Source organism: Mesorhizobium sp. P2_C4 (assembly GCF_056404575.1).
The window spans coordinates 161,524-174,018 of the sequence record NZ_JBFUDT010000002.1 but is presented as its reverse complement, the minus strand read 5'-3'; the positions used below and the strand labels follow the sequence as shown (position 1 = coordinate 174,018).

Genomic DNA, 12,495 nt, shown 5'->3' with positions numbered 1-12,495 from the left:
CGGGCGGGATGGGACACAAGCGTGGCGATCAAGCGTGTGGAGATCGGGGGCATTGAAAATTCCGGCGAGCAGGCGGGCGAGGGCCGCGTGAAGAACGCGATCCTGATAGCCGGGCCAACCGCCAGCGGCAAGTCGGCGCTGGCGCTCGATATCGCCGAGCGCAAGGGCGGGGTCATCGTCAACACCGATTCCATGCAGGGCTATTCGGTGCTCGACGTGCTGACGGCGCGGCCGCGCGCAGCCGAACTCGCCCGCGCGCCGCACTTTCTTTACGGCCACGTTCCTCCATCCACCGCCTACTCCACCGGTGCCTGGCTGCGCGACGTGATGAAGCTGATCGACGACGGGACGCTTTCCGGGCGACCAGATGGCACGTTCTTCGAACGGCCAGTGATTTTCGTCGGTGGCACCGGGCTTTATTTCCGGGCGCTGGCGGAAGGCATTTCGGAAATGCCGGATATTCCGCAGTCGGTCCGCGACCGTTGGCGCTACGAACTCAAGGAGCAAGGCTCGGCCAAGCTGCACCGCATCCTGCTGCATGAGGATTCGGCGGTTGCCATGACGCTGAAGCCGACCGACGGTCAGCGCATCGTGCGCGCGCTCGAAGTGCTCGACGCGTCGGGCCGCTCCATCCGGGAATGGCAGGCGGCGCGCGGCCGGCCGCTGATCGACCGCGACAGCGCAAGATTCCTGGTCATCGAGCCGGACCGGGCGGCCCTGGTGGAACGCATCGAGGCGCGGTTCGACCGTATGCTCGACCAGGGTGCGCTGGATGAGGTCAAGCAGCTGGCAGCGCTCGGCCTCGATCCGGATCTGCCGGCGATGAAGGCGATCGGCGTGCGCGAACTGCAGGCGGCGATGGCCGGGGATCTGAGCTTTGCCGATGCCATCGAACGGGCCAAGATCGCGACACGTCAATATGCCAAGCGGCAGGCGACCTGGTTCAGGCACCAGTTGGGCCCGCAGTGGCGCAGATTGCTGCCCGGCGACATCTCGGAAATCGCCATCTGAACCGACGCTTCCCAGCCAATCTTAAAAGTTGACGTTAATTGTAGATTTCCCGTCGAGGTTGTCCTAATTAACGCTCCGTAAGGCCCTGCATGCGATAAGGTCTGCGGGCACTTTTCCAACGGGGAGCAGATGCGTTTCCACAAGGCGGAATCCGCATTTTTCGTCTTTATCTTCGTGATCCTCGCCGCGGGCCTGGTGACGCTTCATGCCTATGGACTTCTGCAAGCCTTTGCCGAGGAGGTCCATACGCCTTCGAAGGCCGAGGAGATCGCCTATCTCAACAAGCTGTTGCTGGCGACCGGCGTGCTTCTGGCGACCGCATTGTTCTTTGGTATTTTCTTCATCTATCCGATGATCCGCAGGCAGGCGGCGGAAGAGGGCAAGCTGCGTGCCATGACGGTCTCGCTCAGCGCCCGTTCGGATTCGTTGGAGCATGCAGCGCTGACCGACGGCCTGACGGGTATGCAGAACCGGCGCTATTTCGACGATGCGCTAAAGGAATATCTCGAGGAATTCCGTCGCATCGAAAAGCCCGTCGGGCTGATGATCCTTGACCTCGACCATTTCAAGCAGGTCAACGACACCCATGGCCACGATGTCGGCGATGAGGTGCTGAGAGCCGTTGCCGGTTGCCTGAAGGGCATCACACGCTATCACGATGTGGTGGCGCGGCTGGGTGGTGAGGAGTTCGCAGTGGTCACGCCCAATATGGACGCCGAGCTTCTGGCCAAATTCGCCGAGCGCATCCGCAAGGCGGTTGCCAACATGTCGGTGCTGTCGGGCAATGTCCGCCTGAAGGTCACCACCAGTGTCGGCCTGGCGGTCTGGGACCGCAAGGAAACGGCCGAGGATTTTTACCGCCGCGCCGACCGCCAGCTTTACGAGGCGAAGAGGCAGGGACGCAATCGCGTCTCCGCCTGAAATCCCGTCACTAAATTCGTGATGCTGGCCGTTTGATGCCGACTTCTGCGCTTCCGGTGCTCACGGACCCAAAAAGTCCGCTCCGCTCCGGTTCTCGAAGTCGACACCAACCGACTCAGCCTGACGAATTTCCTGACGGGATTTACCCAAGCGAGCCAACGAGGCCGCAACCTGAAAGTCGCGGCTTGTCGGTTGGCCGCCAGAGCGCTTTCAGAGAGTTGGACGCAGAAGACTAATCGTTTTGCGGGCGCAGGCCGAAGGTTGCGGGCTTGAGGCCGTAGCGCAAGTCGAAATCGTCGTCCGGCTGGATGCGCGTCGCGGGCGGCTTGCGGTAGTCGGGATCGCCGGCCTGCCGGCCCGAATCGACGACTTCGGCAAAGGCCATCGCAGATTGCGCCTTTGGCACGTTGCGCAGCCGCTCGACGATCGCGGCCAGATCGACGTCGCCGCCGGTTTCGGACTCCAGGTCGTCGCGCTTGGCGGTGCCTGGGATCAGTTCTTGTGACAGTTTCTCGAATTTCAGCCGCATGGTGGTCGCCACACCTTCACCGAAGGCGATGGCTTCACGCTGGCCCATGGACGACAGGAACGCCAGCGTCGAGGCCGAGGAATCGGCGATCGCCGAGCGGATGATCGCCTGGTCCTGTTCATTGGCCAGCCGCATGGCGAAGAAAGTGGAGCACTGCGACAGGATGGTTGGGTCGAGTTCGCCCGGTCGCTGGGTGACGACACCGAGATAGCAGCCATATTTGCGGCCTTCCTTGGCGATGCGCGACAGCGCATGCCTGGTCGGCGCGAAGCCGAGGCGAGGATCGGCCGGCATGTAGCGATGCGCTTCCTCGCACAGCAACAGCAGCTTCAGCCGTCCTTCGCTCCACAGAGCAAGGTCGAAGGCCAGACGCGCCAGCACCGAACAGACGGAGTTGACCACTTCGGACGGCATGCCCGCCATCTCGAAGCAGGTCACCGGGCGGCCGTGGTGTGGGACGCGGAAAATATTGCCGATCGTCTCGTGGATGGTGTCCTCGATCAGGCGCGAATTGAACATGAAGCGGTAGCGCGGATCGGATGCCGCTGATTCGATGCGCGTCTTCAGCGATTTCAGCGTCGGGCGATCGTTCTTGCTTTCCAGCAATCCCATGCGCTCGTCGATCTGCTTGATGAGATCGACCATGCGATAGGGCACGGGTGTGTCTGCGGTCAGCGCATCGCTGCCACGCTTGATGTAGGCGCCCGAATTCGGATTGCGGTACAGATTCTTGGCGGCCGGGATCAGGTCACGCAGGACGTCGACTTCCTCCGGCACAGTCTCGCGCCCGCGAAACAGCACTTCGGCGAATTCCTCGAGCCTGAACATCCAGAAGGGCAGGTCCAGCGTCTTTGAATCGACCCTGACGCAGTATTCAGGCAGCGATGCAGCGAATTCATTGTGCGGGTCGAGGATGAGGATACGCAGGTCGGGCCGGGCGGCGATCGACTTGCGCAACAGCAGCGAGACCGCGGTGGATTTGCCGACGCCGGTGGTGCCGACAATGGCGAAATGGCGTGCCAGCGTATCGTCGATGGCGATGTTGGCGTCGATCGCCTCGTCCTGCGACAGGGTGCCGATGGTGATCGAATGACGCCCGGCGAGATCGTAGACCGCCTGCAGGTCGCGGCTGCGGATGCGGTGAGCAATGGCGCCGATATGCGGATAGGTCGTGATGCCGCGGTCGAAAACCGGTTTGGCGCCGGGCTCGGCGCCGTCGCGGACCTCGCCGATGAGCTCGACGCTGACTTCGATCGGGTTCTGGCCCTCATTGCTCCAGGCACGATCCGACTTGCCGATCTCATAGACCAGGCCGACGGTTCGCGACGTGCCGAGATTGATGGAGATCATCTTGCCGACCGTCCACAGACCGGTGATGGCGCCTTCGATGTCGTCGGCATAGGCGCTGATGGTGGCGCGCGCGCCATCGCATTGCACGACATTGCCCAGAATGCGCTTGTCGTTCTGCTCCGCTTGGCGGCGCTCCTGCGATGTCGGTTCTCCGACAGAGGCTTCGCGTTCGACGAACATCAATAGCCGATCCCCATTTCCCTGAGCGTCGACCCTACGCAGATGGGGTTAAGGTGGGGTGTGGTCGGATGGTGTAGGTGGCGTTAAGCGATCAGTGAAAATTGACTCGATCGACCTCTTTTCTTGCCTCATGAATTCGATATATTGGACGAATGACTGATATAACGAATGATATCTCCTCGACCATCGGCCGAAGAATACACGCCGAAAGGACTTTGCGGGACTGGTCCCTGGCTGAGCTCGCCGACCGTTCCGATGTGTCGAAAGCCATGCTGAGTACAATAGAACGCGGCAAGACGAGCCCGACCGCGGCACTGCTCGTGCGCATCGCGGCAGCTTTCGGCATGACGCTTTCCACGCTCATCGCGCGGGCGGAACTGCAAGGCGGCGGCCTGCTTCGCGAAAGCGACCAGCCGCTGTGGCGCGATCCCGCCACGGGCTATGTCCGCCGGCATTTATCGCCGGTGTCGGACATGCCGCTCGAGCTGGTCAGGGTGCAGTTGCCGGCCGGCGCCAAGGTAAGCTTTCCGGCGGCATCCTACGCATTCATCAAACAGCAGATGTGGTTGATCTCCGGCCGGCTTGAATTCGCCGAGGGCGACGTCGTGCACAATCTCGAGCCTGGCGACTGCCTGGCGCTCGGGGCGCCGTCCGACTGCACCTTCCACGCTGTCGGGCCGGACGCCGCCGACTATCTGGTCGCGCTGGTGAGAGGCTGAACGCATGGCACGCCGTCCCAAACGCTCCGACAATGGAGGGCCGCCGCTCGACGACTACAAAGGGCCGCCATGGGGCAAGGGCGACCCTTACATCTTCCTCGCTTGGCAGGCCGCGCACGCCAAGGCGTGGAAGGCGCCGAGCCGCGAAGTGATGCTGATGCGGATGGAAAAGGCTGAGCGGCTGGGCCTGACCTATGAGGAGTACACGCTCGAAATCCTCGAACGCGGGCTGCATCTGCAGCCGCAGGACACCGATCGCATCGCTGCGATCAAGGCGACGCGAAAGCGACGCCGGGTCAGTCGTCTGGATTGAGGGCGGCAAGGGATATGGCACGCATGGGCTCCATCGAAATCAAAGCTCTGACCGGCGCTGCCGCGACGCATGAAATGCTGGTCGAGATACTGATCGAGACGGTTGCGGCCGGCGGATCGGTCAGCTTCATGCATCCTTTATCGAGGCAAGCGGCGGGAGCCTTTTGGGACAAGTCTCTCATGGCTGCAGAGAGAGGTGAGAGAGCGGTGCTGGGCGCGTGGCAGGACGATGCTCTCGTCGGCACCGTGACCTTGCTGCTCGACTTCCCGCCCAACCAGCCGCACCGGGCCGAAATCGCCAAGCTGATGACCCGTGTCGACCATCGCGGCAAAGGCATTGCGACCCGGCTGATGCGGGCTGCGGAAGACCTTGCCGTCGAGAAAGGCCGCAGTTTGCTGGTGCTGGACACAGCGAGCGAGGAGGGGGCTTCCGGTCTCTACGAAAAACTCGGCTTCACGCTCACCGGCGAAATACCGGATTTTGCCTTGAAGCCGCATGGCGGGCTGACCGGCACGCTCATCTACTGGAAACGCATCGGCCAGCCTCGGTGACGACTGCGCTACCCCTTGTGATGCACCTGCTGCAGCCCGTAGACCGGCGTCGCGATGCCTTCATGGCGCGCCTTCAGCTGCAACGAAAGGAACTGCGAATAGTGGCGTGACTGGTGCAGATTGCCGCCGTGGAACCACAGCGCCTCCTGCTGCGTCGGCTTCCACATGTTGCGCAACTCGCCCTCCCACGGGCCCGGATCCTTGGTGGTGTTGGAACCGAGGCCCCAGCATTTGCCGACCTTGTCGGCGACGTCCCTGGAGATCAGGTCGGCCGCCCAGCCATTCATCGAGCCATAGCCGGTGGCGTAGACGATGAGATCGGCCGGCAGTTCCGAGCCGTCGGAGAGCAGCACCGAATGCTCCTTGATCTCGTTGACGTCGACACCGCTTTTCAGCTTGATCGAACCGTCGATGATCAGGTCGGAGGCGCCGACATCGATATAGTAGCCCGAGCCGCGCCGGAGATACTTCATGAACAGACCGGACTCGTCGTCACCCCAGTCGAGCATGAAGCCGGCCTTTTCCAGGCCCTTGTAGAACTTGGCGTCGCGCTTCTTCATCTCGGCATAGGCCGGGATCTGGAACTCGTGCAGGATCTTGTAGGGCAGGGAGGCAAAGATGAGGTCGGCCTTGGCGGTGGTCATGCCGCTCTGCACCGCCTTTTCCGAGTAAAGCGACCCCAGGCCGATTTCCATCAGCGTGTCGGATCTGGCGATATGGGTGGTCGAGCGCTGCACCATGGTGACATCGGCGCCGGCTTCCCAAAGTGCGGCGGCGATGTCATGGGCGGAATTGTTCGAACCGATGACGACGGCCTTCTTGCCGGCATAGGCGTCGGGGCCGGGATGCTTCGATGAATGATGCTGATCGCCCTTGAAGCTGTCCATGCCCTTGAAGGTCGGCATGTTGGCCTTGCCGGATTGTCCGGTGGCCAGCACCAGCTGCTTCGGCTTCAGCGTGATGTCCTTGCCATCGCGGCGGACAATGACGGTCCATTCCTTCTTCTTGTCGTCATAGGTGGCGCTTTTGGCCTCGGTCGAGGACCAGTAATTCAGCTCCATGACCTTGGTGTACATTTCCAGCCAGTCGCCGATCTTGTCCTTGGGCGAGAAGACCGGCCAATTCTTCGGAAAATCGATATAGGGCAGATGGTCGTACCAGACCGGGTCGTGCAGGCAGAGCGACTTGTAGCGCTTGCGCCAGCTGTCGCCGGCGCGCTCGTTCTTCTCGACGATGATTGTGGGAACGCCGAGCTGCCGCAGCCGGGCGCCGAGCGCGATGCCGCCCTGGCCGCCGCCAATGATGAGCGTATGGGGCTGGGTCTTGAAGCCGAGCTCGGCGGCTTCCTTCTCGCGCTCCTCCTTCCAGGTTGGACGGTTCTTGCCATGACCGTGCTTGGCGCCGAGCGGGCGGTCGAAGCCGGCCGGTTCCTCATGGCCTTTCAGTTCGACCATGGTGGTGAGCAGCGTCCAGATCTTGCCGGCCTTGAGCCGGATATGGCCGAAGCCACGCGCGACCTCTGTTTCGAAGCTGATCCAGCCCTCCAGCAGCCCGTCGCTTTCGCTGGCGTCTTCGCCTTTGGCAATTTCCCAATTCGATGGCTTTGTCTTCGCCAGCTGGCTCATCAGCATGGCGCGCACCTGGTCACGGCCCTCCATGGTCTTGATGTTCCAGGTGAAGGTCACCAGGTCGCGCCAGTAGCAATCCTCCTGAAAACACGCGACTGCCTTGTCGATGTCGCCGGCGGCAAGTGCCGCGCCGAAGCGGTCGAGCAGGTCGGAAAGCTTCTTGTTGGGGGCCTTGTCGAGCATCAAATTTCCTCCGCAATTTTTCGTGGCCGCCTGGGATGAGCGGAACCTGCCGAAGCTTGACGTCCGGCCTTGCGCAGTATCGCGGCAAACTATGCGCCGCGTCACGTCGTCAAATAGTTTGGCGCGTTTTCAGCGACTTATCGGGAAAATCGAGGGAGACTGACCCTGCCGGGATCAATGTGAGGGGTGATCGCTCATGCGTTGAGCGAACACTGTCGCGAACCAGTGACGGACATCGTCTTCCGCGCGGCTGAGATGGGCGCCGGAAGGAGCGGTCAGACAATGGCCGGCGCCGCTCGACAGGGCGAAATCCGACAGCGTCACGAGCGATCCGTCGCGCAGTGCCGCGTCGGCCAGCGGGCGTGAGCCGAGCACCATGCCGGCGCCATGCTTTGCCGCTGCCAGCGCGGTGACGAAACTGTCGAATTTGTGCATGGGACCGATCGCCAGCGTCATGCGGGCGGCAGCAAACCATTCGCCCCACATTTCGCGCGCGCCGACGACGCCCAGCATCGGCAGCTGCGTCCAGTCCGAGGTTTTGGCAAGGCTGGGCGCCGCCATCGGGATCAATGTCTCCCGGGTCAGGCGATCCGCCTGCCGCCCGGCGAAAGAGCCATTGCCGAAGCGGATGTCGAGCACGCCGGAGCGTTCGCCATAGTCGGCGGGCGTGTGGATGGTCTCGATCTGCAGCTGGACGAAGGGCAGGCTTTTGGCCATTTCAGGCAGGATCGGCGCGATCATCAGCACGGCAAACGAAATCGGCGAGCGTATCGTCACGCTCTGGATCGTCTTGGGTTCGAACAGGTCCCGCGTGCTGTTGCCGATCACGGCGAAGGCCGACTGCAGATGCGGCAGGTAGGCGGCGCCTTCCGGGGTCAATTCGACGCCGCGCGCCAGGCGGATAAACAGCGGCTGTCTGAGCCGGTCTTCGAGCGAGCGGACATGCTGGCTGACGGCCGCCTGGGTGAGGCCAAGCTCGGCGGCCGCGGCGGTGAAATTGGACAGCCGCGCGGCGGCCTCGAAACTGCGTAGCCAGTCGAGCGGGGGCAGTTTCTCTGATCGGAAGCCAGTCATAAAATTTCTATGGCCTAAGGTCGAAAAATGATAATTTGAATTATGCATGCGCGGGGATCACGGTGCAAGGGTGGAAGCCAGGCAGGGAACCCAATCATGCTGACCAATGTGGAGATCGCCGACGACGGGCGAACGGTTGAACTCGGCTGGAGCGGCGGCAAGCATGCCCGCTTTCATGCGATCTGGCTGCGCGACAACGCGCTCGACGACAAGACGCGCAGCCCTGGCAACGGCCAGCGGCTGATCACCATTCTCGACATTCCGGCGGAGACGCGGATCGGCCAAGCCACGATCGAACACGGCGACCTGCGGCTGCGTTTCCTGCCCGAAGGCAAGGACGTGACATTCCCGTCCGCGTGGCTCAGCGCAAACGGCTATGACCGTGAGCCACCTGACACGGCAGGCTGGACCGGCGACGTCATCAGGCGCTGGACCAAGGCGACGATGCAGGACACGCTGCCGCTTGCCGGCTACCCTGCAGCGGCTCGCCATCCCGCGGTGCTCGCAGGCTGGCTGGCGGCGGTCAGGAGCTACGGCTTTGCCGTCATGGATGGGCTGCCGGCCGAATCGGGAGCCCTGTGCAAAGTCGTCGACCTGTTCGGCTACATCAGGGAGACCAATTACGGGCGCTGGTTCGAGGTGCGCGCCGAGGTCAATCCAAGCAATCTCGCCTACACCAATCTCGGCCTGCAGGCGCATACCGACAATCCCTATCGCGATCCGGTGCCGACGCTGCAGGTCTTGGCCTGCATCGAAAACACCGTCGAGGGCGGTGAATCGAGCGTCGTCGACGGTTTCGCCGTTGCCGCCGCGTTGCAGGCCGAGAACCCCGAGGGGTTTCGTCTGCTGAGTTCATGTCCGGCCCGTTTCGAGTATGCCGGCTCCTCGGGCGTGCGGCTTCAGTCGAAGCGACCGATGATCGAGCTCGGCCCGGACGGCGAACTGATCGCCATCCGTTTCAACAACCGCTCGCTTGCCGCCACCACCGACGTGCCGTTCGCCGATATGGAAGCCTACTATTCCGCCTATCGGCGTTTCGCCGAACTGATCGAGGATCCCGCCTTCGAGGTGACCTTCAAGCTCGAACCTGGACAGGCCTTCATCGTCGACAACACCCGCGTCATGCATGCGCGCAAGGCGTTTTCGGGAACCGGCAAGCGCTGGCTGCAAGGATGCTACGCCGACAAGGACGGGCTGCTGTCGACCCTTGCCGCGATCGAACACGGGTTCAAGGAAGCAGCCGAATGAGCAAGCAACAACCGACCACCGACACCATCGTCGAATTCATCGCCGACATCTTTGAAAGGCGCGGCGCCGAGTCCTATCTCGGTGAGCCGGTGACGATGTCCGAGCATATGCTGCAAGGCGCCTGGCTGGCCGAGCAGGACGGCGCGCCCGACGTGCTGGTCGCGGCGGCCCTGCTGCACGACATCGGCCACTACACCAGCGAGTTCGGCACCTATTCACCCGACGATGTCGAGGACAAGCACCATGACGAGGCCGGCGGCGAGGTGCTGGCGCCGTTCTTCCCGCCGGTCATCGTCGAATGCGTCAGGCTGCATGTGTCCGCCAAACGCTATCTCTGCGCCACCGACCCGACCTATTTCTCCAGGCTGTCGCAGGCTTCGGTCCATACGCTCTCTCTACAAGGCGGGCCGATGGACGCCGAGGAAGTCGCCGAGTTTCGCAAGAACCCGTTCCATGAGGAAGCGGTGCGGGTGCGCATCTGGGACGAGGGCGGCAAGGTTGCCAACATGAAGACGCGGGCGTTCCGCGATTATGTGCCGCTGCTGCAGCGGGTTGTTCGCGACTTTAGCAAACGCGCCTGACGCTGGCGGGGGCAGCCCATGTGTTTCCGCTTCGATGAAGGCGCAGTGACACCATATAGACCGGATGACTGCCGGGAGGGCCTGCCAGCCACAAGCAGTACCGCTGCGCTACCAACGGCTCCTCGCGGCAAGTTGATTGAACCTGATATGATCTGCGCGTCCGGACAGGCCGAGGACGTGCATATTCGCCGTTGACAGCGGCGCAAAACCAATCCTATTGTCCGCCACCATGAAAAAGGCACTCATTCTCGTAGTAGGAAAGCGCGTGGGCAAGGCGGTGTAACCGCCGGGCGGAAACCTCCCATGCGCAAGACACAGGCTCCCTCGGGGGCCTTTTTTATTGCCTGAAACACGACTAAACAACGCCCAGATGGCGACAGTACGGGACCAGACCGATGAGCAACGGACAGAACGAACGGCGCGAAATGACGGGCGCCGAAATGGTGGTGCAGGCGCTGAAGGACAATGGCGTCAAGCATATTTTCGGCTATCCCGGCGGCGCCGTGCTTCCGATCTACGACGAGATTTTCCAGCAGGACGAGGTCGAGCACATCCTGGTCCGCCACGAGCAGGGCGCAGGCCATGCGGCCGAAGGCTATGCGCGCTCGACCGGCAAGGCCGGCGTCATGCTGGTGACCTCTGGGCCGGGCGCCACCAATGCGGTGACGCCGCTGCAGGATGCGCTGATGGATTCGATCCCGCTGGTCTGCCTGACCGGGCAGGTGCCGACCTCGCTGATCGGCTCCGACGCGTTTCAGGAGTGCGATACCGTCGGCATCACGCGTCCCTGCACCAAGCACAACTGGCTGGTGAAGGACGTCAACGAGCTCGCCGCCACCATTCATGAGGCCTTCCATGTCGCCACCACCGGCCGTCCCGGTCCGGTCGTGGTCGACATTCCGAAGGACGTGCAGTTCGCCAGGGGCATCTACGTGCCGCCGCAGACGGCGCCGCGCACCAGCTACCAGCCGAAGGTCCAGGGCGACCTGGAAAAGATCAAGGCGGCGGTCGATCTGATGGCCGGCGCCAAAAAGCCGATCATCTATTCGGGCGGCGGCGTCATCAATTCCGGCCCGGAGGCAAGCCATCTACTGCGCGAGCTGGTCGACCTCACCGGCTTTCCCATCACCTCGACGCTGATGGGTCTCGGCGCCTATCCGGCATCGGGCAAGAACTGGATGGGCATGCTGGGCATGCACGGCACCTATGAAGCCAACATGGCGATGCATGATTGCGACGTCATGATCTGCATCGGCGCGCGCTTCGACGACCGCATCACCGGCCGGCTGACCGCGTTCTCGCCGAACTCGAAGAAGATCCACATCGACATCGATCCGTCGTCGATCAACAAGAACGTCCACACCGAAGTGCCGATCATCGGCGATGTCGGCCGGGTGCTGGAGGATATGGTGCGGCTGTGGCGGGCGACCGCCAAGTCCGACAAGAAGGCGCTGCACCCGTGGTGGGAGCAGATCGCCAAATGGCGTGCGCGGGATTCGCTCGCCTACAAGATGAACCACGACGTGATCATGCCGCAATATGCCGTCCAGCGGCTCTATGAACTGACCAAGCATATGGACACCTACATCACCACCGAGGTCGGCCAGCACCAGATGTGGGCGGCGCAGCACTATCATTTCGAGAAGCCGAACCGCTGGATGACCTCCGGCGGACTGGGCACGATGGGCTATGGCCTGCCGGCGGCACTCGGCGTGCAGATCGCGCATCCCGACGCGCTGGTCATCGACATTGCCGGCGACGCCTCGGTGCAGATGACGATCCAGGAGATGAGCGCGGCGGTGCAGCACAATGCGCCGATCAAGATCTTCATCCTCAACAACCAGTATATGGGCATGGTGCGGCAGTGGCAGCAGCTGCTGCACGGCAACCGGCTGTCGCATTCCTACACCGAAGCGATGCCTGATTTCGTCAAGCTGGCGGAGGCCTATGGCGGCCACGGCATTCGCTGCGAAAAGCCCGACGAGTTGGACGATGCCATCAAGGAGATGATCGCGGTGAAGAAGCCGGTGATCTTCGACTGCCGCGTGGCAACGCTCGCCAATTGCTTCCCGATGATCCCGTCTGGCAAGGCGCATAACGAGATGCTGTTGCCGGATGAAGCCACCGACGAGGCGGTGGCCAACGCCATCGACGCCAAGGGCAGGGAACTGGTGTAGCCAACAAGCTGAGGCAGGGCTTGTTTAGAG

Annotated in this window: 11 protein-coding genes; 8 read left to right on the top strand and 3 right to left on the bottom strand. The window is 62.6% G+C overall.

Annotation, left to right across the window (positions count from 1 at the left end):
• Positions 1 to 42 precede the first annotated feature (42 nt).
• A complete protein-coding gene (miaA, locus tag AC1DX6_RS07260) occupies positions 43 to 1,011 on the top strand; it encodes a tRNA (adenosine(37)-N6)-dimethylallyltransferase MiaA (protein WP_477313629.1) in 969 nt (322 codons plus the stop codon).
• 129 nt (positions 1,012 to 1,140) lie between these two features.
• Positions 1,141 to 1,932 (top strand): GGDEF domain-containing protein, encoded by a 792-nt coding sequence (locus tag AC1DX6_RS07255; RefSeq protein WP_477312059.1) that lies wholly within the window; start codon positions 1,141 to 1,143, stop codon positions 1,930 to 1,932.
• Positions 1,933 to 2,164: 232 nt separating this feature from the next.
• On the opposite strand, the gene AC1DX6_RS07250 is transcribed toward AC1DX6_RS07255, so the two are convergent.
• Positions 2,165 to 3,991 (bottom strand): ATP-binding protein, encoded by a 1,827-nt coding sequence (locus tag AC1DX6_RS07250; RefSeq protein WP_477312058.1) that lies wholly within the window; start codon positions 3,989 to 3,991, stop codon positions 2,165 to 2,167.
• Positions 3,992 to 4,143: 152 nt separating this feature from the next.
• Between AC1DX6_RS07250 and AC1DX6_RS07245 the strand changes: the two genes are divergently transcribed.
• Genes AC1DX6_RS07245 through AC1DX6_RS07235 form a run of 3 tightly spaced genes read left to right on the top strand, consistent with a single transcriptional unit; the run spans position 4,144 to position 5,574 of the window.
• A complete protein-coding gene (locus tag AC1DX6_RS07245) occupies positions 4,144 to 4,710 on the top strand; it encodes a helix-turn-helix domain-containing protein (RefSeq protein WP_477312057.1) in 567 nt (188 codons plus the stop codon).
• Positions 4,711 to 4,714: 4 nt separating this feature from the next.
• On the top strand, positions 4,715 to 5,023 hold the full coding sequence (locus AC1DX6_RS07240) for a hypothetical protein (protein WP_477312056.1): 309 nt from the start codon (positions 4,715 to 4,717) through the stop codon (positions 5,021 to 5,023).
• A gap of 23 nt (positions 5,024 to 5,046) precedes the next feature.
• Positions 5,047 to 5,574, top strand: a complete 528-nt coding sequence (locus AC1DX6_RS07235; protein ID WP_477312055.1) for a GNAT family N-acetyltransferase — start codon at positions 5,047 to 5,049, stop codon at positions 5,572 to 5,574.
• Between the two features lie 8 nt (positions 5,575 to 5,582).
• On the opposite strand, the gene AC1DX6_RS07230 is transcribed toward AC1DX6_RS07235, so the two are convergent.
• Positions 5,583 to 7,385, bottom strand: coding sequence for an NAD(P)-binding domain-containing protein (locus AC1DX6_RS07230; protein WP_477312054.1), 1,803 nt, complete (start codon positions 7,383 to 7,385; stop codon positions 5,583 to 5,585).
• A 174-nt stretch (positions 7,386 to 7,559) separates the two neighbouring features.
• A complete protein-coding gene (locus AC1DX6_RS07225) occupies positions 7,560 to 8,459 on the bottom strand; it encodes a LysR family transcriptional regulator (RefSeq protein WP_477312053.1) in 900 nt (299 codons plus the stop codon).
• A 96-nt stretch (positions 8,460 to 8,555) separates the two neighbouring features.
• Here AC1DX6_RS07225 and tmpA point away from each other — a divergent pair, with 96 nt between their 5' ends.
• The 3 genes from tmpA (at position 8,556) to AC1DX6_RS07210 (ending at position 12,465) form a co-directional block, all read left to right on the top strand.
• On the top strand, positions 8,556 to 9,707 hold the full coding sequence (gene tmpA, locus AC1DX6_RS07220) for a 2-trimethylaminoethylphosphonate dioxygenase (RefSeq protein WP_477312052.1): 1,152 nt from the start codon (positions 8,556 to 8,558) through the stop codon (positions 9,705 to 9,707).
• Positions 9,704 to 10,288 carry a (R)-1-hydroxy-2-trimethylaminoethylphosphonate oxygenase gene (gene tmpB / locus AC1DX6_RS07215; RefSeq protein ID WP_477312051.1) on the top strand — a complete coding sequence of 195 codons (585 nt, stop codon included), beginning with the start codon at positions 9,704 to 9,706 and terminating at the stop codon, positions 10,286 to 10,288. Before tmpA ends, tmpB begins: the two co-directional genes overlap by 4 nt.
• Positions 10,289 to 10,683: 395 nt before the next feature.
• The gene (locus tag AC1DX6_RS07210; protein ID WP_477312050.1) at positions 10,684 to 12,465 is read left to right on the top strand and encodes an acetolactate synthase 3 large subunit; all 1,782 of its coding nucleotides are present in this window, start codon (positions 10,684 to 10,686) and stop codon (positions 12,463 to 12,465) included.
• Positions 12,466 to 12,495: the final 30 nt, after the last annotated feature.